Raw genomic sequence first — 25,208 nt, forward strand, 5'->3', positions numbered from 1 at the left:
TGCTGTGAGGCATTGAGCTAACCAATACTAATTGCCCGTGAGGCTTGACCATATAACACCCAAACAATTTGGGAAGACGAATTGTGAACCGAAAGTTCGCGAAACGCACAAATTATGCTACTATCACACACCTAATTAGAGAAGACGATGACCACAACAGTGGGAAACGGCTCCTCAAAAAGAATTGCTTGACGACCATAGAGCGTTGGAACCACCTGATCCCTTCCCGAACTCAGAAGTGAAACGATGCATCGCCGATGGTAGTGTGGGGTCTCCCCATGTGAGAGTAGGTCATCGTCAAGCGCATACAGCGAAACCCCAGATCAGCAATGATCTGGGGTTTTTTTATGACCAAAAAAAATCCCAGACAGCTGCCTGGTAAAGTCTGCGGCTGACAACAGAAGCGTTAGCTGATTGATGGCTAGTGCCGAGCATGCCGCACCGCGCTACAACTGTTCTCCCGTCGACGAACCCATCCAGGGTTCAACGCCGGCGCTACGTCATCCCTGACTGCGCTTGCCACAGCTGCAGCGCAGTGCTCAGTGATCAGTGGTGTTGTTTGCTAGCCAGCAAGAACGTGCACTTGCGAACGACTAACGACATTGTCAGGCGAGTAAGTGGGTCAGTTTGCTAAGTTTTAAAGAGACTGTTGCGGACTCGAGTGCAACGGTAATGATCAACGAGCACCTCCCTTGTGCTGCGGCAAGCGTAGCCAGGGACGGCGAAGCGCCCGAATCGAGCCATGACGGCTCGTTGAGGGAAAAGCAGCATAAGGGTGGTGCGGTTTGAGTGTCTCTTGCAAGTCACTTTTAAAAACAATCAAGTGCCTAAAAATCCAGCGCTGAACATAGGCTCTATTACCCTCTGGCCCATTCTGCAAAATCTATTGCTTTGCTGCTAAACTGCCATGATGTTTTTAGGTGTGTAGTTATGGATCCGCGAAGCGAAGTTCTGATACGTAATATTGAGTTATTTGATGGTCATATAGTGTTGGCTGGTGCTCCAGCCGATGATTTACTTGCTGAGTTGCCGCAAGCGTATGGCTGGAGTTGGCATGCAGGTGAGCATGCTGTACTTAAGCAGCGGTTTGCAGAGCGATGTGGTTTTTCCACTGAGCTCGCTTCTGCAGAGTACACATCAGGAGTGTTGTTTCTACCAAAATCACGCGAGCTAACTGAGTATCTATTGCATGAGCTTGCGGCAAAAATACCTAGTGGCGTGTTGTTTTTAGTTGGTGAGAAACGTGCCGGTGTGGAGCGAGCTGCAAAGCAACTGGCTGCTTTTGGGCGTACCAGTAAAATTGATAGTGCTAGACACTGCCAGCTTTGGCGCTGTCAGGTGAATAAGAAACCTGATGCGCCAAGCTTAGAGGTGGCCGGTAAAGTCTTTACTGTGACCTCTGGCAAGCAATCAATTAATGTGCATAGCGTGCCTGGCGTATTCAGCCATGGACGCCTTGATTTGGGCACGCAGTTGCTTTTGGAGTGCTTAGATGATCTTCCGGCCGGGCATTATCTCGACTTTGGTTGCGGTGCAGGTGTTGTGGGTTCATTTCTTAAAAAGCGTTATCCACAAGCACAGGTCAGCATGTTAGATGTCGATGCCTTTGCTATTTACAGTAGTCAGCTCACTTTGGCTGCCAATCAGTTGGAAGCAACTGTGATTGCTGGTGATGGTATTCATGCTGCACCAAAAAAACTTGCCGCGATTATTAGTAATCCGCCGTTTCACCAAGGCGTGCATACACAATATCAGACCACTGAAACAATGCTGCGCGAAGCCGCTGAGCATCTCCAGCCGGGTGGTGAATTACGCATAGTTGCCAATAGTTTTTTAAAATACCCGCCTTTGATCGAGCAGCATTTAGGTACATGTACGGTGCTGGCTGAGCGTGATGGTTTTAAGGTGTATAGCGCCGTACGACGCTCATAACGAGATATTTAGCTGCTTGCTTAAGTTTAAAAAGGACCTCGTAACGTGACTGATAATACCTTTGTGTTTGATGTGATTGGTGCTGCACAATTTGAACAATTGGTTGTGCAAAATTCAATGCATAAACCGGTTCTGGTTGATTTCTGGGCGCAGTGGTGCGCTCCATGCAAAGTGTTGATGCCTGTATTGGAAAAGATCACTGCCAGTTATGCGGGTGAATTGCTGTTGGCTAAAGTAGATTGCGATGTTGAGCAAGACATCGTTGCCCGCTTGGGTGTGCAAAGCTTACCTACTGTGGTGCTATTTAAAGACGGTAAACCCGTTGATGGTTTTACTGGTGCGCAAAGTGAAACGGATATCCGCGCGTTACTGGCCAAGCATGTCGCAGAGCCCCCCGCACCTGCGGAAGACCCTTTAGATACGGCGCAGAATCTTTTTGATAGTGGCGAGTTTGCTCAGGCAGAAGCTTTACTGAAGGAATTATTGTCAGGTAATGATCAACAACCTGCAGCTTTAGTGCTTTATGCGCGCTGCTTAGCAGAGCGTGGTGCGCTCGCTGACTCTGAGGCTGTTCTAAACTCGGTCACTACAGATGAGCAAAAACATGCTATTGCCGCTGTTCGCGCGCAGCTAACCTTTTTAAGACAAGCCGCACAATTGCCCGATATGGCAGAGTTGAAAACTCGTTTAGCTAAAGATGCTAATGATGATGAAGCGCTGTTGCAGTTAAGCATTCAGCAACTTGCTCGGCAAAACTATGAGCCCGCTTTAGATAACTTGCTGCAATTGTTTATCCGCCACCGCAGTTTTGCTGAGGGTGCTGCGCATAAAACATTACTGCAAGTGTTTGAGTTGCTTGGTACTGAACACCCGCTGGTGACGCTCTATCGCCGCCGTCTCTATCAGGCGCTGTATTGAGCCGAGAGTTATAACTGATGCAGCGCTTATACGTCATTATGCTTGATGCTTGGCAGCACGCTGGTACACGTCAGCGTCTATTTGCTTTAGCAATTCCGATGATTCTAAGTAATCTTTCGGTGCCACTAGTGGCCTTAGTTGATAGTGCAGTAGTGGGGCGCCTACCGCATGCTTATCAATTGGGCGCTGTTGCAGTTGGCGCGAGTCTGTATGCCGTTATGGTCTGGACCTGTGGTTTTTTACGCATGGGTAGCACAGGTTTTGCCGCGCAAGCGGCAGGGCGCAATGATCAGCAGGCATTGCGCTCGCTGTTGATGCAGAGTTTGCTTTTGGTGGTGTTGCTGACTGCGCTTTGTGTTGCCATCGCTTTACCTTTATTGCCGCAGATCCTGCAGTGGATGGAGACTTCCGCTGAACTGCAAGGATTAGCCCAAGAGTATTTTTTAATTCGAATGTTTGGTTTGCCTGCGGCATTGATGATGCATGTGCTGGTCGGCTGGCTGTTGGGTATTCAAAATGCGCGTGCGGCGCTATGGATGCTTCTGCTGTGCAATATGGTCAATATCATCCTTGATGTTTATTTTGTCTTTGGATTGGACTGGGAAGTCGCAGGTGCAGCGCGCGCTTCGGTGATTGCCGAGTGGAGTGGTGCGTTGCTGGGTCTGTATTTGGCTTGGCGTTATGTTGATAAAGGTCCTTTGCTCGACTTTTGGCAGACACTATTACGTTGGCAAAGCTGGCGTCCTTTGCTTGCAGTTAATCGCGATATTCTGATTCGCAGTTTGGCGCTGCAGGGCGTGTTTTTTATGGTGACCTTTCAAGGCGCACGCTTAGGCGATAGCACTGTCGCCGCCAATGCCTTACTGCTCAATGGTTTGTTGTTGTGTGCTTACGCGTTAGACGGTTTAGCGCACGCATTGGAAGCACTGACTGGGCATGCCTTAGGGATGCAAGATAAGTCTGCGCTGCAGCGAGCCTTGGCTCTGGTAAGTATCTACTCGTTACTGGCCAGCAGTGTATTTGCTGTGCTGTTTTGGTTATTCGGCGATTGGTTTATTGCCTTGCAGACCACTATTCCCAGTGTCCAAGCTACCGCGGCAGATTACCTTCCGTACCTTGCGCTATTGCCGTTGATTACGGTGTGGAGCTATGTGCTTGATGGTTTGTTTATTGGTGCGACGCGAGCGCGTGAAATGCGTAATGCCATGTTACTGGCTGTGCTGGTGTGCGCGCCGATTGCGTGGTGGCTGCAAAGCTTTGGCAATCACGGATTATGGATTGCCTTTCTTTTGTTTATGGCCCTGCGTGCAGGCTTTCTGGGCTTCAGCGCGCGGCATTTGCCCAGTTGGTTTGGCATTGATCAGAGCGCAGTACGTTGAAGTCTTCTGTGTAGCACGGCAATCATTAAGCACAAGGCGCAAAGTAGGATTAATGGCCAAGACTGCCAGCGCAGATAGGGCGTTAAGCCTTGCATCGGCACCACTGTTCCACGCAACACTGCTTGCTGAAACTGCGGAACGGTTACAGCAATAACGCCTTTGGGATCAATCAGTGCACTGACACCATTGTTAGTGGCACGGATCATCCAGCGCCCAGCTTCTAAAGCGCGCATTTGTGCCATCTGCAAGTGTTGCATTGGACCGATTGAGGTACCAAACCAGGTGTCATTGCTAATGGTTAAGAGAATGTCGCTCTGTGCAGCCAACTCAGTAGCAAACTCAGGGTAAACCACCTCGTAACAGATATAGGGCGCAATCTTGTAGCCTTTGGCTTCAAGTGGCGCTTGTTGGCTGGGGCCCCGAGCAAAGTCTGACATGGGTAGATCAAAGAAAGCGATAACGCCCCGCAGTACTTCTTGCAAGGGCACATATTCACCAAAAGGTACTAGCTTTTGCTTGCGGTATTCACCTTGGCTGTCGCCTAAGGTAGTGATGGCATTGTAATAACGTAAATCACCGTAACTGTCTGTTTGTCGAAGCGGTAGGCCGGTGATTAAGGCAGAGTCACGCTGACCTATTAAACGATCCATACTGTTTAAATAGCCTTGCGCGTGTTCTTTGAGAACAGGTACAGCTGTTTCTGGCCAAATGACTAAATCGCTTGGCGCTGCATTTAAGGTTAAGGATTGATAGAGCAATAACTGCGCTTCGATTTGCGCAGGGTCCCATTTTAGATTTTGTTCGATGTTGCCTTGAATCGCGGTAACACTTAGCGCCTCGCCCGAGGGTTGTGTCCATTGTTTAGATTGCAGCGCCAAGCCTAAGCCCCACACTATCACTAGCACGAGGCCTGCAGCAAGGCGTGACGACCAGCTTTTGTTTTTGCCGAGAGTGCTCAGTAATACGCTGCTTAACGTGAGCGCAAAAGAAATCAGCCACACCCCGCCGAGTGGTGCAAGTCCAGCAAGCGGTCCATTTAATTGGCTGTAACCGGTGTACAGCCACGGGAAACCGGTTAAAAACCAGCCGCGAAAGGCTTCAATGGCGACCCATAGCGCAGCAAAGGCGAGGGCATTGCTCAGTGAGTGATGGCTTTGACGTAAAAACTTCACCCACAGCCAGCCAAATAAGGCTAAAAAAAGCGCTAAACCACCGACAAAAGCAACCGTTAAGATAAAGGCTAAAGGCGGCGCTGCAGCCCCATAATCATGGATGCTGACATACACCCAGCTGGTGCCGCTGGCAAAGAGACCAAAACCAAACCACCAGCCGCGCCAAGCAGCTTGACGCGCGGTGAGCGCACTTAGACCTAAATACAGCACAGTACAAGCAATCAGCGCCAGTGGCCAGAGGTCAAAAGGCGCTAAGCTGAAGGTGATAAGAGAGCCTGCAGCTAAAGCAATCGCATGTCCGCTCCAGCCGCTGCGCGTGATCCAGTGCATGGGTTTAAGTCCTTATTTGTCGCCCATAAATGGACGACCTACAATATATCAAGCTGCAGCGCTTAGCCGTATTGCATCGGCGATTAACTGCTTTGCTTGCTGCCTTTGTTTAGTGGAGTGATACGCAATAAATGCAAACGACGACTGTCAGCATTGAGTACGCGAAAACGCATACGGTCAACTTCAATGATTTCATTGCGTTTAGGTAAGTGTCCAAATGCACTCATGACCACGCCACCAATAGTGTCAAATTCGTCTTCCGAGAAACCACTATTAAAGAAGTCGTTAAAGTCATCTACCGGCGTCAGTGCTTTGACAATGTAGTCGCCGGTTGGCAGTGGACGGATGTAACTGTCCTCTTCAACGTCGTGCTCATCTTCAATATCGCCAACGATTTGCTCCAAGACGTCTTCAATCGTGACTAAACCAGCAACGCCGCCGTATTCATCAATGACCACCGCCATATGATTGTGATTCGCGCGGAATTCTTTGAGCAAAACGTTTAAGCGTTTCGACTCTGGTACGAAGTTACAAGGCCGCAACATACTGCGCAGATCAAATTTGCCAGGTTTCTTTAATATCAGTGGCAGCAAATCTTTAGCAAGAAGGATACCCAGTACTTCATCATTGTTTTCGCCAATCACCGGGTAGCGCGAGTGCGCTGCATCAATAATGGCGGGCAAAAATTCTTCTGGGGTTTGGCACGCTTTAATACTAATCATTTGTGAGCGTGGGATCATGATGTCACGCACTTGCAAGTCAGCGATTTGAATCGCGCCTTCAACAATGGCGAGCGCATCATTATCGAGCAGCTTGTTGCGATTGGCTTCGCGTAGCAGTTCGAACAATTCTTTGCGTGTTTTAGGTTCTTGGGCAAAAGCTTGGGCCAGTTTTTCCAGCCAAGACTTATGCCCGTTGCTAGAATTATCTTCACTCATGATTGTATTAAATCCGTGTATTGATTATCGCGGTAAGGGTCTGGATGACCGATTTCAGCCAACAATTGGCGCTCTAACTCTTCCATTTCTTCAGCTTCTGCATCATCTATATGGTCATAACCGAGCAAATGCAAGCAGCCGTGAATGACTAGATGTGCCCAATGCGCTGTCAGTGCTTTGCCTTGCTCTGCGGCTTCCTGCTCGACCACAGGTACGCAGATGACTAAATCCCCGAGCAGAGGAATATCGAGCAAGCCGTCGGGTATATCAGCGGGAAATGACAATACATTGGTGGGATAGTCTTTATCGCGCCAAGTGGCGTTAAGCTGCTGACCTTCTTCAGCGTCAACTAAACGAATGGTGAGTTCTGAGGCATTACTGCGTTGGCGTAAGCCTAAGTTGCACCAGCTTAAGAAATCAGCGTGGCTTGGCAGGTTGCTGGCTTGGCTGGCAACTTGTAAATCCAATTCAATCATGGTCGTAGTTCTCTAGAGGCTTCAGCTTGAGTTGGCGCTTCGTAGCTTTCGTAGGCTTCGACAATGCGCTGTACTAAAGGATGGCGAACCACATCGCTGGATTTGAAGAAAGTAAAACCAATGCCAGGCACATCTTGCAGCACTTTCATCACGTGCGACAAACCTGACGTGGTGCCGCGAGGCAAGTCCACTTGAGTGATATCACCAGTAATGACCGCAGTAGAGCCAAAACCAATGCGGGTCAGAAACATCTTCATTTGTTCGGTTGTGGTGTTTTGACTTTCATCCAAGATGATAAAGCTATTACTCAGGGTGCGGCCGCGCATATAGGCCAGCGGTGCCACTTCAATCACTTGTTTTTCAATCAGGCGCGTGACTTGCTCAAAACCGAGCATTTCATAGAGCGCGTCATATAAAGGGCGTAAATAAGGGTCGATTTTCTGTGATAAATCACCGGGCAGAAAGCCTAGTTTTTCACCGGCCTCAACAGCTGGGCGTACCAGCAAAATACGCTGCACCAGTTCGCGCTCGAGAGCGTCAACTGCACAGGCCACCGCGAGGTAGGTTTTACCTGTACCTGCTGGGCCTATGCCGAAATTAATGTCTTGGGCGAGAATGGATTTAACGTAACTCTGTTGGTTTTCACCGCGCGCACGAATTGCGCCTTTACGAGTACGCAGAGATACGGTGTTAGGTTGCGCTGCCATTGGACTGGTCAGCTCCTGCATATTGGATTCCTGCAAGAATAAATGCACCGTATCAGGGGTTAAGTCAGTGTGTTTGGTTTCGCGGTAGAGGCGGCGAATCAACTGTTCGGCTGAACGGGTTTGTTCGCGAGGGCCGAGCAGTTCAAACTGCTCGCCACGATTACGGATGGTGATATTTAATCGCTGTTCGATTAAGCGTAAATGCTCGTCATATTGGCCGCACAGATTGGCGAATCGAGCTGCCTCAAAGGCATCGAGTGTAAAACGAAGGGTATCAGTTGATGTGTTCAAGAGTTTGAAAAATGCCTACTTAACAAATTAGGTGATTAGGATACCGCTGCAGATGCAAAGCTGGAAGAGCTAAAAAAAGAGAGTCGTGCGAGCCTGTCGACAATTGTTCAAGTTAGCTGCGCACTGTCTCCTTTATTGTCCTGTTTTTACTGCTTAATGGCCGCATTTTTGCAAATGTCAGTTAAGGCTTCGGCCCAATGTTCTTGCGCATTTAAACAGGGTATTAAGACTAATTCCTCGCCGCCTGCGGCAATAAACTCTTCGCGTCCTTCGATACCGAGCTCTTCTAAGGTTTCGATACAATCAGCAACAAATGCAGGTGACATTACTAACAGCTTTTTCACTCCGCGTTGTGCTAATTCCTGCAAAGTGGCATCGGTGTAGGGTTCAATCCATTTAGCGCGGCCTAAGCGTGATTGGAATGATACTGACCACTGCTCGGCTCGCAAGCCTGCTTGCTCGGCAAATAATTTAGCGCTGCGCATGCATTGTGCCCGGTAACAGGTGTCGAGCACTGCTTGACTGGCTGTTTCACAGCAGGATTTATCGCTTAAACAATGGCTGCCTGTAGGGTCGATTTTCTTCAGGTGACGTTCGGGCAAGCCATGAAAGCTTAGTAGTAAGTGATCAAAATCTTGCTGCAACTCAGCTTCAGCGCTTTTCGCCAATGCTTGAATGTAAATAGGGTCGGCATAAAACGGCTGAACGATATTGAGGGTGAGCGCAAGTTTGTTCTTTTTAATGCACTGCTGTGCTTCTTCAATCGCAGTGGTGGTGGTGCTGTCGGCAAACTGTGGGTACAACGGCGCAAAAGTGACCGTTTTGACCCCTTGCTTAGCCAGTTCTAATAAACGTGTGCTGATCGAAGGCTCGCCATAGCGCATGGCTAAACTAACCGGTCCGTGTGGCCATAATGGCCGTACAGCATCAGTCAGTTGCTCACTGATCACCACTAAAGGTGAGCCTTCAGGCCACCAAATGGATGCGTAGGCTTCGGCGGATTTAGCCGGCCGATTGATGAGAATCAAACCCACGATCAGACGACGCAATGGCCATGGCAGGTCAATAACGTAAGGATCCATCAAAAACTGATTGAGGTAACGGCGCACATCGCCCACCGATGTTGAACGCGGAGAGCCCAAGTTGGCGAGCAGAAGAGCGTGATCAGACATTTAATCTATCCAGTGAGCAAAGACAAAGTGGCCATTGTAATGGGTTGCTGTTGAATAAAGAACCCGTTAGCAGTAGTTCATTCAGAGGCGTCCTATTATGTCGCATGGGCATTACGGGTGTTTGCGGTTAGCTCGGTTGATAGGCTTTGATAAATAAGTCGACTGCATTCTCTATCTGTTGGTGCACGTTAATAGGCTGCTTGTCCGCTTGGTAGCCCACCAGTAACTGTAAATTACGTGTACCTTTGAGCAAAATGAAGAAATGCTCGGCTGCCTGCTTGGTATCGACAATCTCAAGTTGCTTCGCTTTATTGATGGTGCTGAGTAGTTGCTCCATTTTGTTGATGATACGCAGCGCTGTTGCCTCATAAAATAAATGCGATAAAGCCGGGTTGCTGAGCGCATGGCTAATGATTAAGCGATGCATCGCCAGTGACTCCGGGCTGTCGACTAAAGCCTGAAAGCTATGGCCAATACCCAGCAAACATTCGCGTAAGTTGCTGGGCGGCGAATCTGTCGAGCTGACAAATAACTGCGACAGCTGAGTTTCGCATTTGGCTTCAATGGCCGCGCAGAATAGCGTTTCTTTGTCGGTGAAGTGGTTGTACACCGTTAATTTAGACACCGCAGCTTCTTGAGCGATGGCGTCCATGCTGCTGCCTTCATAGCCATGTTGGAGAAATAAAGACTGCGCTGCATCAAGAATCGCTGCGCGCTTGGCTAGGTTTTTGGGGCGGCCCGGGCCTGCTGTTTGTGAGATTTTAGACATATCAAATAAATAGTGAACTCATTGGTGTAGTATTTTACTATACTTCTCCCGTTCTGTATCTAAACCTGCTTGAGACGAAAGGCCTACTATTATGTCGCATCGCATTTTTTACCTGTTTTTTTATACGACTTTGCTGGCGTTAACTGCGTGTAGCGCTGAAGAACCTGTCGTTAAAGCACCGCGTCCGGTGATGGTGGTTCAGCCACAAACGGCAGATGCTGTGGTTCAGGCCTTTCCGGGTGAAGTGCGTGCGCGCCTAGAGCCAGAGTTGGCGTTCCGTTTAGGCGGTAAAGTGACGAAGCGTTTAGTCGATGTCGGTACGCAGGTAAAGACGGATCAAGTTTTAGCAGAGTTGGATCCTGAAGATGTGCGTCTGCACCTAGATGCGATGCGCGCGCAGGTTTCTGCAGCAGAGGCGAACCTACAATTGGTTAAAGCCGAGCGCGATCGTTATAGCAAGCTGCTTGATCGCCAATTGGTTAGTCATTCGCATTATGACAATGCGCAAAATCAGTTTAAAACCGGTGAAGCGCGCTTACGCCAAGCCCGTGCGGAGCTGGAAGCTGCAAAAAATCAAGCTGATTACACTCAGCTGCGTGCCCCTTATTATGGTGTGATTGCTCAGGCTCGAGTCGAAGCGGGACAAGTTGTGGCAGCAGGACAAACAGTCTTTGTGCTGGCAGTGGATGGTGAGCGGGAAGTAGCGATCAACTTGCCTGAGCATGCGGTTGAGCGATTTAAAGTCGGCCAAGCGGTTGAAGTGTCTTTGTGGTCGCAGCCGGACCAACGTTTTGCTGGGGAAATACGAGAGATTGCGCCTGCGGCGGATTCACGTTCACGTACCTATGCTGCGCGAGTAGCTTTTCGTACGGCAACTATTGCCGCAGAGCTAGGCCAGAGTGCACGGGTGTATATGCAGTCTGATGCACAAGCTCAATATGCCGTGCCATTGTCAGCGGTTAATGCAGAAAATGACCAGCCTTATGTGTGGGTGGTTGATCCTGCAAGCTCAACAGTGCAGCAGCGGAAAGTACAGCTAGGTGCTTACACTCAAGACAGTGTGCCAGTGTTATCGGGTTTAACCGCTAATGATTGGGTGGTTGCTGCGGGTGTACACATACTGCAAGAAGGACAGGTGGTACGCCCTGTTGATCGAACCAATAAGCCTGTGCAACTAAGCGCGAAGGAGTAATCGAAATGCGCTTTAATCTTTCTGCTTGGGCACTCAATAATCGACCGTTAGTGCTGTTCGCTATGATGATGCTGGCGATTATCGGAGCCATGTCATACGCTAATTTGGGTCAGAGTGAAGACCCTCCGTTCACTTTTAAAGCCATGATCATCAATACGGTGTGGCCAGGCGCTACCGCTCAAGAAGTGTCGGAGCAGGTGACTGAGCGCATCGAAAAGAAATTAATGGAAACCGGCGAATTTGAAAAGGTTATATCGTTTTCAAGACCCGGCGAATCGCAGGTCACTTTTGTGGCGCGCGACTCACTCAGTTCCAAGCAGGTACCTGAGTTGTGGTACCAAATTCGTAAGAAAATTGGTGATATTCAGCATACTTTGCCGCGTGGTGTGCATGGCCCATTTTTTAATGATGAGTTTGGTACCACCTTCGGCAACATTTATGCGCTGACCGGCGAAGGTTTTGACTATGCCGTACTGAAAGACTATGCCGATCGCGTGCAGTTGCAGTTACAGCGGGTTAAAGATGTCGGCAAGGTTGAAATTCTCGGCTTGCAGGATGAAAAAATTTGGATTGAACTGTCCAATACACGTCTAGCCAGTATGGGGCTGCCGCTGCAGATTGTGCAGAAAGCACTGGAAGAACAAAACAGCGTGTCAGCAACCGGCTTTTTTGAAACAGCCACCGATCGAGTGCAGTTGCGGGTTAGTGGGCAGTTTGAAACCGTAGAGCAAATTCGTGAATTTCCAATACGCATTGGTGAGCGTACTTTTCGTCTAGGTGATATTGCCGAAATACGCCGTGGCTTTAATGATCCAGCCGCGCCGCGAGTGCGTTTTATGGGTGAGGATGCGTTAGCACTTGCGGTGGCGATGCGCGATGGCGGCGACATTTTAGTGTTGGGTAAAGCGTTGGAAGATGAGTTCGCACGACTGCAGGATGTTTTGCCAGTGGGTATGCAGTTGCGCAAAGTCTCTGACCAGCCCGCAGCGGTGAAGGAAAGCGTTGGTGAGTTTGTGCAGGTGCTGGCTGAAGCGCTGATCATTGTGCTCTTGGTGTGCTTCTTCTCCTTAGGTTTTCGTACTGGTTTAGTGGTGGCTTTATCCATTCCTTTGGTTTTAGCCATGACCTTTGCCTTGATGTATTACCTTGGCATTGGTTTGCATAAGATTTCATTAGGCGCGCTGGTGTTAGCGCTGGGCTTGATGGTTGATGATGCGATTATTGCCGTGGAAATGATGGCGATTAAAATGGAGCAGGGTATGGATCGCATGAAAGCGGCCAGCTTTGCGTGGACCAGTACCGCTTTTCCTATGCTGACGGGTACGTTAATTACCGCTGCTGGCTTTTTGCCAATTGCCACTGCCGAGTCCAGCGTGGGTGAGTACACACGCTCGATTTTCCAAGTGGTCGGTATCGCTTTGATTGTGTCGTGGATTGCTGCAGTGGTGTTTGTACCTTATTTAGGCGATAAGTTATTGCCTGATTTAGCACGTCTGAAAGCGGCAAAGCATGGCAGCACAGAAGGTGAACATGATCCTTATGCTACGCCGCTGTATCGCCGTATTCGTGCGGTGATCACTTGGTGTGTGACTCAGCGTACGTTGGTTATCATTGTTACCGTATTGCTGTTTGCTGGATCGATTTTTACCTTCCGTTATGTGCCCAAGCAATTCTTCGCTGACTCTAATCGTTTAGAATTATTGCTCAATATTAAACTGGCGGAAGGCGCTTCGCTGAAAGCCACGCAAGCCCATGTCGAGAAAATTGAAGCATTGCTAAAAGATCGTCCGGGAATTGAGAACTATGTGGCGTACATTGGCTCAGGTTCGCCGCGTTTCTATTTGCCACTTGATCAACAGTTGCCAGCGACCAGTTTTGCTCAGTTTGTGATGATTACCGATAGCCTTGAGCAGCGCGAAGAAGTGCGCGAATGGTTGATTGATACCATGCATGAGCAGTTCCCTGATGTGCATTCACGCATTACCCGTTTAGAAAATGGTCCGCCAGTTGGTTATCCTGTGCAATTTCGGGTGACTGGCGAGCATATTGGTCAAGTGCGTGAATTAGCCCGCCAAGTTGCTGCTGTGGTGCGTAACAATCCGCATGTGTCTAACGTGCACTTAGATTGGGAAGAACCCAGTAAAGTGGTCTACCTGCAAATTGACCAAGACCGTGCACGGGCAATGGGTGTCAGCACCGCCAGCGTTTCACAGTTTTTGCGCGGCGCTTTATCGGGTGCCAGCGTCGGACAGTTTCGTGAAGGCAATGAGCTGATTGAGATATTACAGCGCGGCACGCTCGAAGATCGTGAGGATCTGGCCGGTCTTGGTAGCCTAGCGATTCCTACGGATTACGGCACCAGCGTGTCCTTGTCACAAGTGGCAACGCTAGAGTACGGTTTTGAGGACGGAGTAATTTGGCATCGTGATCGTTTGCCGAATGTCACTGTGCGTGCGGATATTTACGGTAAAGATCAAGCCGTTGATGTCGTGCGCGAAATCTTGCCGCAATTACAAGGCGTGCGTGACAGCTTGCCTGATGGGTATTTGCTGGACGTCGGTGGCACGGTAGAGGACTCAACGCGTGGCCAGAGTTCAGTGATTGCCGGTATGCCGTTGTTCTTATTGGTGGTGTTGTCGTTATTGATGATCCAGTTGCGCAGTTTCTCACGCTCAGTGATGGTTTTCCTTACAGCGCCTCTGGGGTTGATTGGTGTGACCTTGTTTCTACTGCTGTTTAATCAGCCATTTGGCTTTGTGGCGATGCTCGGCACTATTGCTTTGTCGGGCATGATTATGCGCAACTCTGTCATCTTGGTTGATCAAATTGAAACCGATATCAGCTTAGGTCATACACCTTGGCAGGCGGTAATTGATGCTACTGTACGCCGCTTTAGACCGATCACTCTGACAGCGCTAGCGGCCGTTTTAGCGATGATTCCATTATCTCGTAGTGTCTTCTTCGGGCCGATGGCTGTGGCAATTATGGGAGGTTTGATCGTCGCAACGGTGCTGACTCTGTTATTCTTGCCAGCCCTCTATGCCGCATGGTTTCGTGTGCGCAAAGAGTAAAACATCGGCAAGTGTAGGCTTTTTTGCGCCAACACTTGCCGTGTCTGCCTAGATGCTTGAAACTCTGCATTATGAATATATTGATTATTGGCCCAAGTTGGGTCGGCGACATGGTGATGGCGCAGACATTGTTTATTTGTCTGCAGCAGCAACACCCTGGTTGCTCCATTGATGTGTTGGCTCCGGATTGGAGTCGACCGATATTGCAACGCATGCCGCAAGTGCGCCAAGCGCTAAGCTTTCCGCTCGGACATGGTGCGTTGGATTTGGCTGCGCGGCGCAAAATTGGCAAGCAGCTTAAAGGTCAATATGACCAAGCGATCTTGTTGCCAAACTCGTTAAAATCAGCGTTAACCCCTTTTTTTGCTGGCATCCCCTTGCGCACTGGCTGGAAAGGCGAGATGCGCTACGGCTTGCTCAATGATTTGCGCATTCTCGATAAGCAGCGTTATCCGCTAATGATTGAGCGCTTTATGGCTTTGGCTTATCCGCCAGCAACTGAATTACCCAAACCGTATCCACGACCGAGCTTACAAATTGATCATGCTGAGCGAGACAGTGCGCTGCAAGCGTTTTCGCTTAAAGTGGCTGATCGCCCAGTGCTGGCCTTGTGTCCTGGTGCTGAGTTTGGTGACGCCAAGCGTTGGCCTGCAGAACATTACGCTAAAGTTGCCGATGCGAAAATTCGTCAAGGCTGGCAGGTGTGGATTTTTGGCTCAAAAAATGATCATCCGGGTGGTGAAGAAATTCGTCAGTTTCTGATCCCAGGCTTGCGTGAAGAAGTTTATAATTTAGCCGGTGAAACCTCGCTGGCACAGGCGATTGATTTGATGTCGTGCGCCACCGCAGTGGTGTCTAATGACTCAGGTTTAATGCATGTTGCGGCAGCGCTCGATCTGCCATTGGTCGCCGTATATGGTTCCACCTCGCCAGAATTTACCCCGCCACTGGCTGAAAAAGTGGCAATGGTACGTACGGGTATTGAGTGCAGCCCATGTTTTGATCGTACCTGCCGTTTTGGTCATTATGATTGTTTGCGTTTGCTCAAACCACAGTTGGTGATTGATGCACTAACTGACTTGGTGGGCACCCCTCTCTCATTGCAAGAGCCGATAATCTAGTGCGTGTACTGTTGATTAAGACTTCGTCGTTGGGCGATGTCGTGCATACCTTGCCAGCCTTGACCGATGCGCTACGAGCGATACCTAGCATTCGCTTTGATTGGGTGGTTGAGGAAGGCTTTGCGGAAATTCCATGCTGGCATCCAGCTGTTGATCAGGTAATCCCTGTTGCGATTCGACGTTGGCGTAAACATCCGCTGCAAACCTGGCGCAGTGGCGAATGGCATGATTTTAAAAAACGCATCCATCAGCAAAAGTATGATCTGGTGATTGATGCACAAGGTCTATTAAAAAGCGCTTGGCTGACGCGAGGTTTTAAAGTGCCGGTGGTTGGTTTTAATCGCCAAAGTGCGCGCGAACCGATTGCTAGCTACTTCTATGATCGACCGATATTTGTACCTCGTGAGCAGCATGCTGTGGAACGTGTGCGCCAGTTGTTTGCGCAAGCACTGCGCTACGCGTTGCCTAAACAAATCGGTGAATACAGCTTGCACCGTGAGCGTCTTGCTATAGCTGAGCAACATCCACCGTATGTGTTGTTTTTACATGGCACCACTTGGCCGAGCAAGCATTGGCCGCAAACTGCATGGCGAGCGTTGGCTGAGCAGTTATCGGAGCAAGGTATAGCGGTACGCATTCCATGGGGTAGCGCTGAAGAAGAGCAACGTGCCCACTTTATTGCTGAAGGCTTGCCGCAGGTGACCGTGTTACCACGACTGAATATCACCGGTGTGGCAGGACAGATTGCAGGTGCGCAGGCCTGTGTGGCTGTGGATACAGGCTTGGGTCATTTGGCGGCGGCATTAGATGTGCCCTGTGTATCTTTATATGGTCCAACGTTACCGGGGCGCGTGGGAGCCTATGGCCAAGGCCAAGTGCACCTCTGTGCGCCAGGTCCAAACGCAGGCTTAGGTGATCGCAATTTGCCTTGTTTTGATCAGCTTGGCGCAGAACAAGTGCTTGCCGCGCTGCGACCGCTGCTGGCGCCCACTGCACAAGATCAGCAAAGTGATACGCAACAGGTCGTGCACGATAAGGATGCTGGCTGATGCAACTGGCCTTTATCCTTTACAAATACTTTCCCTTTGGCGGCTTGCAGCGCGACTTTATGCGTATTGCCTTAGAGTGCCAACAGCGCGGCCATCAGATACGTGTGTATACGCTGATTTGGGAAGGTGAAATTCCCGACGGCTTTGATGTGCGCATTGGCCCGGTTAAAGCGTGGGCGAATCACAGTCGTAATCAGAAATTTTATCATTGGCTGCAAGCGGATATGCAACAGCAGCCGGTTGATCGTGTGATTGGCTTTAATAAAATGCCTGGCCTTGATGTCTACTATGCAGCCGATGGCTGTTACGAAGACAAAGCGCAAACCTTGCGCAATCCCTTATATCGCTACAGCAATCGCTATCGGCATTTTGCCAACTATGAGCGTGCGGTGTTTGCGCCGGATTCGCCAACGCAGATTTTAATGATTTCTGAAGTGCAGCAGCCCTTGTTTGTTAAGCACTATCAAACACCGGCTGCGCGCTTTCATTTACTGCCGCCGGGGATTGCTAAAGATCGTCGGGCGCCCAGTAATGCTGCTGACATTCGAGCCGAGTTTCGTGCCGAGTTTAATTTACGAGATGACCAGCATTTATTACTGCAGGTGGGTTCAGGTTTTAAAACCAAAGGTTTAGATCGTAGCTTGAAAGCATTAGCCAGCTTACCGACCGCACAGCGAGAGCGCACACAGTTAATCGTGATAGGGCAAGACGATCCAAAACCTTTCTTGCTTCAAGCCGCTGCTTTAGGCATCTCTAAACACATCAAAATATTTAAGGGTCGCAGTGATATTCCGCGCTTTTTACTTGGCGCTGATCTATTGATGCACCCTGCTTATAATGAAAATACCGGCACGGTGTTATTAGAGGCTTTAGTTGCAGGTTTGCCGGTGCTGGTCACCGACATTTGCGGTTATGCACACTATATTGAAGAGGCTGATTGCGGGCAGGTATTAGCAAGTCCATTTGAGCAGAAAAAACTGGATCAGGCTTTGACTCATATTTTAGCGGATTCTGCCTTGCGCGCGCGCTGGTCGGAAAATGCACTTAATTATGCGCAAACGGCCGACTTGTATTCGATGCCTCAGCACGCAGCCGATATTATTTTAGCGGAGTTAGCATGAAACTTAAGTTAGACGAACCTTTTGCCAGTCTGTGGGCTGGGCAAGATGCGTTTGTCGCTGTCGAGCAATTGCAAGGCGAGGTTTATCGCGAACTAGAAGCGCGCCGTACGCTGCGTACGGAGGTCGATGGTCGTGGTTATTTCGTTAAGATTCATCGTGGTGTTGGTTGGGCAGAAATATTTAAAAATTGGTTGACCGCAAAAGCCCCAGTGTTGGGTGCTGAGCAAGAATTGATCGCCATTGAGCGCTTACAGAAAAATAACATTGCCACCATGACAGCGGTCGGCTTTGGTATGCGCGGCAGTAATCCGGCGCAGCAACACTCCTTTATTATTACGCAAGAGCTGGCACCAACCATCAGTCTGGAAGATTACTCAATCAACTGGCCTACTCAGCCGCCTGAGCCTGCTTTAAAGCGAGCTTTGATTGCCCGTGTTGCGCAAATGGTGGGTGGCATGCATCGCGCTGGGGTGAATCATCGTGATTGTTATATCTGTCATTTCCTCTTGCATACCGACAAGCCAATTGATGCAGAGTCATTTCGTTTGTCGGTGATTGATTTACACCGTGCGCAAACACGCGAACAAACGCCAAAGCGCTGGCGCAATAAAGATTTAGCCGCGTTGTATTTTTCGGCGTTGGATATTGGTTTAACTCAGCGTGATAAATTGCGTTTTTTGCGTGAGTACTTCCAGCAGCCATTAGTGGAGATTTTGCATGATGAAGCTGAGCTATTGGCTTGGCTTGAGGACAAAGCTGCCAAGCTTTACGCGCGTAAAGTGCGCTATGGAGATGCCTTGTAATGTCGAGTTGGCAATTGGCAGCAGACTATCAGATGCTGCAGGCAGACTTTGGCAGTCTAGAGAGTGTATTCGCCTTAGAGGGTGAGCGTATCACCCATGATCCGCTGTCTGAGCTGATTCGCGTCAATCGCCAAGGCGTGGATTATTATGTGAAACGTTATCGCAATGCTGGTAAAGGTTTACGGCGTTATGCGGCGCGACCTCGTATTAAAGCAGAATGGCAGAATCTTAAGCGTTTTGCTAAGTGGGGCATTGCGACGGCTGAAGTGGTTGCGCAAGGTTTAGAGCGTAAAGCTGGTGCTTTCGTGCGCGGTGCGATGATTACTCGAGAAATACCCCATAGCCGTGATTTAGCTGATTTAGCGCACAATAAAAGTCCACTACTGAGCAATCCAGCATGGGTTAAACAGGTCAGCGCTCAGGTTGCTGATGCAGCACGGGTCATGCATCAGCACGGATTTACCCACAACGATTTGAAGTGGCGTAATTTACTGGTTGATGACCAAGTGAAAGTGTATTTGATTGACTGCCCTGCCGGTACTTTTTGGTGGGGGCCGATGCTGCGTTATCGCATCATTAAAGACTTAGCTTGTTTAGATAAAGTTGCTAAATATCATCTGAGCAACACGCAACGTTTGCGTTTTTACTTACAATATTGCCAGCGCTCTCGACTGAAAGCCGAAGATAAACAGAAGATCGTGAAAATTCTGCGATTCTTTGAGGGACGTGAATGAAGTATTTTATTGACCCAGCAATTGCTGGCTTACTGCAGCAACATCAACTTGATAGCTTTGATGCCTTGTGGAATTTGGAGCTTAAAGCGGTAGACGAACCCAATATTGAGCGCGGCGGCTGGAGCAGTGTGGCGAAGTTGACGCTGGGTGAGCAGAGCTTTTATTTAAAGCGCCAAATTAATCACCTGACGCGCAGTTTGCAGCGCCCTTTGGGTGGGCCAACGTTCGCCCGCGAAATGCGCAATATCCAGCGTTATCAGCAGCTGGGTATTCCTGCGTTGCGTGCGGCGTATTTTGCACAGCGCAAAGTTGCGGGTGAGCAGCATGCTATTTTGCTGACCTACGCGTTAACTGGCTGGCAGGATTTGGACGATTGGCAACAACAATGGCTAGAGCTTTCAAGTGAGCAGCAGCAAGGCATTATTCAAGCCTGCGCCAAACTTGCAAGAACCTTGCATAGTGCTGGGCAAATGCATGGGTGCTTTTATCCTAAACATATTTTTCTACAAAAACAGACGGCAGGTTTTACTGCGCAACTGATCGATCTGGAGAAAACGCGTCCCTTATTACTGGATCAGCGAGATCGGATTAAAGATTTAGAACCGCTGTTTCGTCGCTCTAGACATGTGTGGGGCCGCGCACAAATACAGTTGTTTTTGCAGAGTTACTTAGACCAGCCTGCAGATATTCCGCGCTGGTTGGAACGCTTAGAATCACGCCGTAAAAATAAGGCGGCGCGCTAATGAAATTGCATGAGTTAACTGGTCGCGCTCCGCTGTTACCATTGAGCTTAGAGCTTGAAAATGGTCAGACCTTAGTGATTGAACAGTGGTTACGAGTTTTGCCGGAGCAGCGCTATGTCGGTAAAGCACAATGGCGAGGACGTACGGTCTTGGCTAAGCTGTTAATTGGTAATAAAGCTTCGCGTCAATATCAGTGCGAACTGGCCGGTGCACAATTACTGACTGAGCAGGAGATCACTAGCGCTGAACTCTTAGATTTTCAGCAGCAAAGCGATGGCAGTGCTTATCTGTTGTTCGAATTTATCGATAATGCGCAGAGTCTTGCCGCTGCTTGGCAGGAATGCCAATCTGATAAGCCGCTGAGCGATCGGCAAACAGCAGTACTCGGTGCTGCGCTCAGTGCCGTGGCGCTAATGCATCTGCGAGGTCTTTGGCAAAGTGATTTGCATTTAGACAACCTCCTGCAACAGGGCGAACAGGTCTATGTGGTGGATGGTGGTGGCGTGCAAAGCGAGCAAGCAGGACAACCGCTCTCGCAAGAAAAAGCGATTGCTAATTTAGCTGTTTTTTTTGCTCAGCTACCTAGCGCCTTTGACGCTCACCTTGAAGAACTATTGATTCATTATTTGCTGGCCAATGGTGAGCACGCACTGCGCTTAGAAAACCTGCAAAAACAAATACTTAGTATCCGTAAATGGCGTGTTAAAGATTACTTGAAGAAAGCGGGTCGTGAGTGCAGTTTGTTCAGCGCTAAAATTAATTTATTCGGCTTACGCGCTGTATGGCGCGCGGCAGAAGATGAACTTGAGCCTGTGCTCAGCAATCTCGATGCGGCGATTGCCTCAGGACATATTTATAAAACTGGCGGTGCGGCAACGGTTGCACGTATTGAGTGCGGGCACCGAACATTGGTCGTCAAACGTTACAATATTAAAAATCTAATGCATTGGCTTAAGCGTTTTTGGCGACCAAGTCGTGCTTGGCACAGCTGGCGTGAAGGTCACCGTTTGAGTGCGCTTAGGATTGCTACACCACAGCCCTTGGCTATCATTGAAAACAGATGGTGCGGTTTGCGTGGTAGAGCTTGGTTAATTAGTGAATATTGCGGCGAGCAGGATATAATCGACCGCTTGGCGACCTACCAAGATAACGACGCTGTGCCTGAAGCAGAAGTGAGCGCGTTAACTGAATTATTGAATGCGCTTATTCGTGAAAAAATCAGTCATGGTGATTTAAAAGGTCACAATATTTTATGGTACCAACAGCGCTGTTATTTAATTGATTTAGATGCCATGCAGCAGCATCACAGTATGCGCAGTTTCACCCGAGCGTATCAGAAAGACCGCACCCGTTTATTACGCAACTGGCCGCAACAGAGCCCGTTGTACAAATTACTTGATCAGCGTTTACCGCAGTTGCCCAGCAATTGCTCTGAAGACTAAGAGGCGAAAATTTCCATGGCACTTACTGTTCTCGGCTTATCTGGCGCCCTCAGCCATGATCCATCGGCAGCACTGTATATTGATGGCAAATTAATTGCCGCCGTTGAGGAAGAGCGTTTAGTACGCGACAAGCATGCAAAAAATCGTATGCCCTATGAGTCCGCTAAGTTTTGTTTAGAGCAGGCAGGTATCACGCCAGCTGATGTCGATGTAGTAGCGATTCCTTTTGCTCCGATCAGTATTCTAGAAAAAGCGCGCTGGCATTACGCTAAACGTTACTGGTATGCGCCCGATCGTGCTTTAGATGCGATCTTCATGGGCAACCGTCGTTACAATCGTTACTACAAGAAAATCCAATGGTGCTTAGAGCAACTGGGCTTTGATTTAAAGAAAATCAAAATTGAACCTGTTGAGCACCATCTAGCCCATGCTGCCAGCGCTTATTTGTGTTCTGGTATTCAAGAAAAAACCGCCATTATGGGTATTGATGGCAAGGGTGAGTACGCAACAACCTTCTTTGGCTACGGCGAGAACGGCAAAATTCATAAAATTAAAGAATTTTATGATCCCGATTCGCTCGGTGGCCTGTATGGCGCTATGACAGAGTTTTTAGGCTTTGAAATGCTCGATGGGGAATTCAAAGTGATGGGCATGGCGCCTTATGGCGATCCTGATATCTATGATTTATCGCGCTTGGCGAAGTTTGAAAACGGTGAGTTAGTGATTAACACTGACTACGCTAACGTTGTTGGCTTGCGTCGCTACAAAGAGAAGGGTAAGGGCTTTTACTTCTCACCTAAGCTGATTGAATGGCTGGGCCCGAAACGTGAAGGTGATATTGCTGACGATCCTTACATTCATTATGCCGCTAGCGTACAAGCCCTCTTTGAAAAACTATCACTGGAGATGATGGATTATTATCTCGGTGACATTATCAAAGAAACCGGTCGCATTGCTTTCGCCGGTGGTAGTGCGCTTAACGTGAAGCTCAACCAAAAGATCATTGCTCGCGATGAAGTGAAAGAGCTGTTTGTTCAACCTGCAGCCGGTGATGCTGGTACTGCAGTGGGTGCAGCTGCTTACATTTCACAACAGCGTGGCGTACCGGTAGAGAAGATGGAACACGTCTATCTCGGCCCTGAGTACAGCAACGAAGAAGTGATTGCCGCTTGTGCCAAGCACGCAGGCAAGCCGCAGTGGCAGAAAATCGATAACGTACCTGAGCATATCGCTAAGATTATGGTCGATGGTAATCCCGTAGCCTGGTTCCAGGGCCGCATGGAGTTTGGCCCACGTGCTTTAGGTGGTCGCTCGATTATTGGCTGCCCAAGTATTCCAAATGTAGCTGATCGAATTAACGCACAAATTAAATTCCGCGAACGCTGGCGTCCATTCTGCCCATCGATGCTCGATACCGTTGCAGAAAAAATGCTTAAAGTGGACCACCCATCACCTTTTATGACCTTCACTTTTGAAGTCAGTGATGAGTGGAAAGAACGTGTGCCGGAAGTCGTGCATGAAGATGGCACTTCGCGCGCACAAGTATTAGAGCGTCAATACAATCCGCGTTGGTACGACTTGATGCTGGAGCTGGAAAAACTCACCGGTAATGGCGTCTCGCTGAATACGTCTCTTAACCGCCGCGGCGAAGCGATGGTCTGCTCACCCAAAGATGCATTGGATATGTTTTATGGCTCGGATCTGCAGTATCTGATTATGGAAGATATTTTGGTGGTCAAAGAAGGTTTGACTGATGACAGCAACTAAGACTGCGAATCCTACTGCAGAACAATGGGTTCTGCAGTTCAGCCATGGCTATGACGGGCCTTTTATGGATTGTTCTCGTCAATACGCAGCTTTGTTTAAAGACACCGATTATAAAGTTTGCACAGTGTATTTGACTGGTGAACCTAATGATGAAGTGGCGCAAGGTAGTGCTTCTGATGAAGTGATTTTCTTAAATTACAGCAGTAAACAAGTCCGTGGTCTTAAGCTTGCGGCAATTAAAGATTTTAAAAAGATCGTTGCCAGTCGTAACTTTACCTTATGCATCGCTCACCGTTTTAAACCGATTTATATCGCTTTATTTGGCTCTAAACTGCCAGTGATTGGTGTGCACCATGCTTTCAGCGATTATAAACGTCGCTCCAGGCAATGGTTAGCCAATCTCTTTCACGACCGTTTACGCTTGCTTGGTGTGTCCAATGCTGTGCGCGATGATATGCGCGCTTGCTTACCTAAGTTTAAATCAGAGCATATTCAAACCTTGTACAACCGCATTGATGTCGAAGCAGTACAAGGAGAACAAGTGAGCCGAGAAGACGCCCGTCAGTTTCTTGATTTGCCTGTGGATGCTTGGATTGTCGGTAATGTTGGGCGCTTACATCCCGATAAAGACCAAATCACTCTAATTAAAGGCTTTGCCAAGGCGTTGCCAGAACTACCAGCAGGCAGTTTATTAGCCATTATGGGCAGCGGTCGTTTAGAACAGCAGCTGAAGCAGCTGGCTGTTGACCTTGGCGTTGCAGATAGCGTGCGCTTTTTAGGCCAAGTCCCCAATGGTCGCCGGTACTTTAAGGCGTTTGATTTGTTTGCACTGACTTCGGATCACGAGCCTTTTGGTATGGTATTGCTTGAAGCGATGGCTGCTGGTGTGCCGGTGATTGCAACCGATTGTGGCGGGGCGAAGGAGGTTGTGAGTGATCCTGAATACTTATTTGGATTAGGTGATACCTCTCACTTTAGCGATCTGTTAATACGTTTTGCTAAAAGTAAAACAGTAACTGATGAGAAAAATAAATTACACAGCACACAAAAATTCCAAGCATTTTCTGATACAGCTGCGCGTGAGAAATTTGACGATATAAGGGAGTTATGGGAAGTACATGGATAGTAAGCAAGAAAACTTAATTAAAGATTTAAATATATTAGTACTGCCTTTGGCTGCTTTAGGAGACTTGACAGTTTATTTAAGGTTAGCATGGTTATTTTCTAATGCAGGAGCGAGAGTAACTCTAGTAAGTGATCTATTATATACAGCTAAGACTTGCTTTCCTTGGCTTAACATAGAAAAAGAATCATGTAAGGTGGATTACAGAAAGAATTGTAGTGAGTACGATCTAGTTATTGCTTGCTATGAGAAGTATTTTGATTCGACAGCTTTGGACTATAAGAATATTGCTTTTGTTACTGCTAAAAAGATATCTAAGAAAGCAAATATAGATGGTAGATCCGTTGAAGTTAAAGGAATGATTTATAATGGTGCAACTCGTCCATTTTGTTTGAATAGTGATGCAGGAATCACTATGGTTCAATGGGTTGATCGATATGTTTTCGATGTTTATGGAATAAAGCCAGCGGTGCAACCTGCGCCTGTACTGACAGATAAAATAAAAAACAATAATAAAATTTTAATATTTCCTACAACCCCACAAAAGAAAAAAAACTATTGGTTAAATGGATTCAAAGTTATTGCTCATCAATTAAAACGTAAAGGTTGGGATGTGAGCTTTGTTTGTATGCCAGTGGAAGAAAAGGAGCTAAGAGATAAAATTAAATCCTTTCCTGTTGTAAGCTTTCCATCAGTGGAACTGCTTTTAAAAGCAGTCTATGAGTCATCCGTTGTTATTAGTAATGATTCAGGTGGCGGACACATAGCCTCTTTGTGTGGGGTGAAAACATTTACCTTTACTCGACGAGACAAGTCTTTCACTTGGAGACCTGGGTTTTCAGGTGAAAATCAAGTGATTAGTCCGTTGATTAGATTTAAAGTTTTTGGAAGGTATATATGGCGGCCTTTTTTGCCACTTTACATTGTGTTTAATAAAATTGGTAGATATGAGTAAAAT

Annotated in this window: 21 protein-coding genes and 1 rRNA gene; 16 read left to right on the forward strand and 6 right to left on the reverse strand. The window is 48.3% G+C overall.

The genetic code is table 11. The annotated features are described in order from the left end of the window. The first annotated feature begins 187 nt into the window (after positions 1–187). The 4 genes from rrf to H591_RS0113470 all read left to right on the forward strand — a co-directional run bounded on the left by rrf (position 188) and on the right by H591_RS0113470 (position 4,229). Positions 188–303 (forward strand): 5S ribosomal RNA (gene rrf / locus H591_RS0113455). A gap of 627 nt (positions 304–930) precedes the next feature. Then, entirely contained in the window at positions 931–1,932 is a 1,002-nt protein-coding gene (locus H591_RS0113460; protein ID WP_022967487.1) for a methyltransferase, read from the forward strand. A 45-nt stretch (positions 1,933–1,977) separates the two neighbouring features. Further along, positions 1,978–2,850, forward strand: a complete 873-nt coding sequence (trxA, locus tag H591_RS0113465; protein ID WP_022967488.1) for a thioredoxin — start codon at positions 1,978–1,980, stop codon at positions 2,848–2,850. A gap of 17 nt (positions 2,851–2,867) precedes the next feature. Next, positions 2,868–4,229 carry an MATE family efflux transporter gene (locus tag H591_RS0113470; protein WP_022967489.1) on the forward strand — a complete coding sequence of 454 codons (1,362 nt, stop codon included), beginning with the start codon at positions 2,868–2,870 and terminating at the stop codon, positions 4,227–4,229. Here H591_RS0113470 and lnt read toward each other — a convergent pair. The 6 genes from lnt to H591_RS0113500 all read right to left on the reverse strand — a co-directional run bounded on the left by lnt (position 4,211) and on the right by H591_RS0113500 (position 10,084). Continuing rightward, entirely contained in the window at positions 4,211–5,731 is a 1,521-nt protein-coding gene (lnt, locus tag H591_RS0113475) for an apolipoprotein N-acyltransferase (RefSeq protein ID WP_022967490.1), read from the reverse strand. The genes H591_RS0113470 and lnt overlap by 19 nt on opposite strands. Positions 5,732–5,814: 83 nt before the next feature. Beyond that, the gene (locus H591_RS0113480) at positions 5,815–6,669 is read right to left on the reverse strand and encodes an HlyC/CorC family transporter (RefSeq protein WP_022967491.1); all 855 of its coding nucleotides are present in this window, start codon (positions 6,667–6,669) and stop codon (positions 5,815–5,817) included. Next, entirely contained in the window at positions 6,666–7,145 is a 480-nt protein-coding gene (gene ybeY, locus H591_RS0113485; RefSeq protein ID WP_022967492.1) for an rRNA maturation RNase YbeY, read from the reverse strand. Before ybeY ends, H591_RS0113480 begins: the two co-directional genes overlap by 4 nt. Further along, positions 7,142–8,143 carry a PhoH family protein gene (locus tag H591_RS0113490; RefSeq protein ID WP_022967493.1) on the reverse strand — a complete coding sequence of 334 codons (1,002 nt, stop codon included), beginning with the start codon at positions 8,141–8,143 and terminating at the stop codon, positions 7,142–7,144. The genes ybeY and H591_RS0113490 overlap by 4 nt, the downstream gene beginning before the upstream one ends. 146 nt (positions 8,144–8,289) lie before the next feature. Continuing rightward, on the reverse strand, positions 8,290–9,315 hold the full coding sequence (gene hemH, locus H591_RS0113495) for a ferrochelatase (RefSeq protein ID WP_022967494.1): 1,026 nt from the start codon (positions 9,313–9,315) through the stop codon (positions 8,290–8,292). 127 nt (positions 9,316–9,442) lie between these two features. After that, entirely contained in the window at positions 9,443–10,084 is a 642-nt protein-coding gene (locus H591_RS0113500) for a TetR/AcrR family transcriptional regulator (RefSeq protein ID WP_022967495.1), read from the reverse strand. 91 nt (positions 10,085–10,175) lie between these two features. Between H591_RS0113500 and H591_RS0113505 the strand changes: the two genes are divergently transcribed. The 12 genes from H591_RS0113505 (at position 10,176) to H591_RS0113560 (ending at position 25,205) form a co-directional block, all read left to right on the forward strand. Next, positions 10,176–11,276: an efflux RND transporter periplasmic adaptor subunit gene (locus H591_RS0113505; protein WP_022967496.1), complete on the forward strand. Its 1,101-nt coding sequence runs from the start codon at positions 10,176–10,178 to the stop codon at positions 11,274–11,276. A 5-nt stretch (positions 11,277–11,281) separates the two neighbouring features. Then, entirely contained in the window at positions 11,282–14,347 is a 3,066-nt protein-coding gene (locus H591_RS0113510) for an efflux RND transporter permease subunit (protein ID WP_022967497.1), read from the forward strand. Between the two features lie 71 nt (positions 14,348–14,418). Beyond that, positions 14,419–15,468 carry a lipopolysaccharide heptosyltransferase II gene (gene waaF / locus H591_RS0113515; protein WP_022967498.1) on the forward strand — a complete coding sequence of 350 codons (1,050 nt, stop codon included), beginning with the start codon at positions 14,419–14,421 and terminating at the stop codon, positions 15,466–15,468. Further along, on the forward strand, positions 15,468–16,517 hold the full coding sequence (gene waaC, locus H591_RS15490; protein ID WP_022967499.1) for a lipopolysaccharide heptosyltransferase I: 1,050 nt from the start codon (positions 15,468–15,470) through the stop codon (positions 16,515–16,517). Before waaF ends, waaC begins: the two co-directional genes overlap by 1 nt. Continuing rightward, positions 16,517–17,638, forward strand: a complete 1,122-nt coding sequence (locus H591_RS0113525; RefSeq protein WP_022967500.1) for a glycosyltransferase family 4 protein — start codon at positions 16,517–16,519, stop codon at positions 17,636–17,638. Before waaC ends, H591_RS0113525 begins: the two co-directional genes overlap by 1 nt. Next, positions 17,635–18,441 (forward strand): lipopolysaccharide core heptose(I) kinase RfaP, encoded by an 807-nt coding sequence (gene rfaP / locus H591_RS0113530; protein ID WP_022967501.1) that lies wholly within the window; start codon positions 17,635–17,637, stop codon positions 18,439–18,441. Before H591_RS0113525 ends, rfaP begins: the two co-directional genes overlap by 4 nt. Next, positions 18,441–19,175: a lipopolysaccharide kinase InaA family protein gene (locus tag H591_RS0113535; RefSeq protein ID WP_022967502.1), complete on the forward strand. Its 735-nt coding sequence runs from the start codon at positions 18,441–18,443 to the stop codon at positions 19,173–19,175. Before rfaP ends, H591_RS0113535 begins: the two co-directional genes overlap by 1 nt. Next, complete coding sequence (locus H591_RS0113540; RefSeq protein ID WP_022967503.1) at positions 19,172–19,918, forward strand: lipopolysaccharide kinase InaA family protein; 747 nt, start codon at positions 19,172–19,174, stop codon at positions 19,916–19,918. Before H591_RS0113535 ends, H591_RS0113540 begins: the two co-directional genes overlap by 4 nt. Beyond that, positions 19,918–21,360 carry a lipopolysaccharide kinase InaA family protein gene (locus tag H591_RS0113545; RefSeq protein WP_022967504.1) on the forward strand — a complete coding sequence of 481 codons (1,443 nt, stop codon included), beginning with the start codon at positions 19,918–19,920 and terminating at the stop codon, positions 21,358–21,360. The genes H591_RS0113540 and H591_RS0113545 overlap by 1 nt, the downstream gene beginning before the upstream one ends. 15 nt (positions 21,361–21,375) lie before the next feature. After that, positions 21,376–23,127 carry a carbamoyltransferase family protein gene (locus tag H591_RS0113550; protein ID WP_022967505.1) on the forward strand — a complete coding sequence of 584 codons (1,752 nt, stop codon included), beginning with the start codon at positions 21,376–21,378 and terminating at the stop codon, positions 23,125–23,127. Then, positions 23,114–24,253 (forward strand): glycosyltransferase, encoded by a 1,140-nt coding sequence (locus tag H591_RS0113555; RefSeq protein ID WP_022967506.1) that lies wholly within the window; start codon positions 23,114–23,116, stop codon positions 24,251–24,253. Before H591_RS0113550 ends, H591_RS0113555 begins: the two co-directional genes overlap by 14 nt. Then, positions 24,246–25,205 carry a glycosyltransferase family 9 protein gene (locus H591_RS0113560; RefSeq protein WP_022967507.1) on the forward strand — a complete coding sequence of 320 codons (960 nt, stop codon included), beginning with the start codon at positions 24,246–24,248 and terminating at the stop codon, positions 25,203–25,205. Before H591_RS0113555 ends, H591_RS0113560 begins: the two co-directional genes overlap by 8 nt. Positions 25,206–25,208: the final 3 nt, after the last annotated feature.

This window comes from Denitrificimonas caeni DSM 24390 (genome assembly GCF_000421765.1).
GTDB lineage: Bacteria > Pseudomonadota > Gammaproteobacteria > Pseudomonadales > Pseudomonadaceae > Denitrificimonas > Denitrificimonas caeni.

Excerpts from the sequence above, each read along its gene's own strand:
- H591_RS0113505 (WP_022967496.1), top strand. The coding sequence starts at position 10,176 with ATGTCGCATCGCATTTTTTACCTGTTTTTTTATACGACTTTGCTGGCG.
- ybeY (WP_022967492.1), bottom strand. The coding sequence starts at position 7,145 with ATGATTGAATTGGATTTACAAGTTGCCAGCCAAGCCAGCAACCTGCCA.
- hemH (WP_022967494.1), bottom strand. The coding sequence starts at position 9,315 with ATGTCTGATCACGCTCTTCTGCTCGCCAACTTGGGCTCTCCGCGTTCA.
- H591_RS0113545 (WP_022967504.1), top strand. The coding sequence starts at position 19,918 with ATGAAATTGCATGAGTTAACTGGTCGCGCTCCGCTGTTACCATTGAGC.
- H591_RS0113560 (WP_022967507.1), top strand. The coding sequence starts at position 24,246 with ATGGATAGTAAGCAAGAAAACTTAATTAAAGATTTAAATATATTAGTA.
- H591_RS0113525 (WP_022967500.1), top strand. The coding sequence starts at position 16,517 with ATGCAACTGGCCTTTATCCTTTACAAATACTTTCCCTTTGGCGGCTTG.
- H591_RS0113510 (WP_022967497.1), top strand. The coding sequence starts at position 11,282 with ATGCGCTTTAATCTTTCTGCTTGGGCACTCAATAATCGACCGTTAGTG.
- lnt (WP_022967490.1), bottom strand. The coding sequence starts at position 5,731 with ATGCACTGGATCACGCGCAGCGGCTGGAGCGGACATGCGATTGCTTTA.
- H591_RS0113480 (WP_022967491.1), bottom strand. The coding sequence starts at position 6,669 with ATGAGTGAAGATAATTCTAGCAACGGGCATAAGTCTTGGCTGGAAAAA.
- H591_RS0113555 (WP_022967506.1), top strand. The coding sequence starts at position 23,114 with ATGACAGCAACTAAGACTGCGAATCCTACTGCAGAACAATGGGTTCTG.
- H591_RS0113540 (WP_022967503.1), top strand. The coding sequence starts at position 19,172 with ATGAAGTATTTTATTGACCCAGCAATTGCTGGCTTACTGCAGCAACAT.
- H591_RS0113500 (WP_022967495.1), bottom strand. The coding sequence starts at position 10,084 with ATGTCTAAAATCTCACAAACAGCAGGCCCGGGCCGCCCCAAAAACCTA.
- H591_RS0113535 (WP_022967502.1), top strand. The coding sequence starts at position 18,441 with ATGTCGAGTTGGCAATTGGCAGCAGACTATCAGATGCTGCAGGCAGAC.
- H591_RS0113550 (WP_022967505.1), top strand. The coding sequence starts at position 21,376 with ATGGCACTTACTGTTCTCGGCTTATCTGGCGCCCTCAGCCATGATCCA.
- waaF (WP_022967498.1), top strand. The coding sequence starts at position 14,419 with ATGAATATATTGATTATTGGCCCAAGTTGGGTCGGCGACATGGTGATG.
- H591_RS0113470 (WP_022967489.1), top strand. The coding sequence starts at position 2,868 with ATGCAGCGCTTATACGTCATTATGCTTGATGCTTGGCAGCACGCTGGT.
- H591_RS0113460 (WP_022967487.1), top strand. The coding sequence starts at position 931 with ATGGATCCGCGAAGCGAAGTTCTGATACGTAATATTGAGTTATTTGAT.
- rfaP (WP_022967501.1), top strand. The coding sequence starts at position 17,635 with ATGAAACTTAAGTTAGACGAACCTTTTGCCAGTCTGTGGGCTGGGCAA.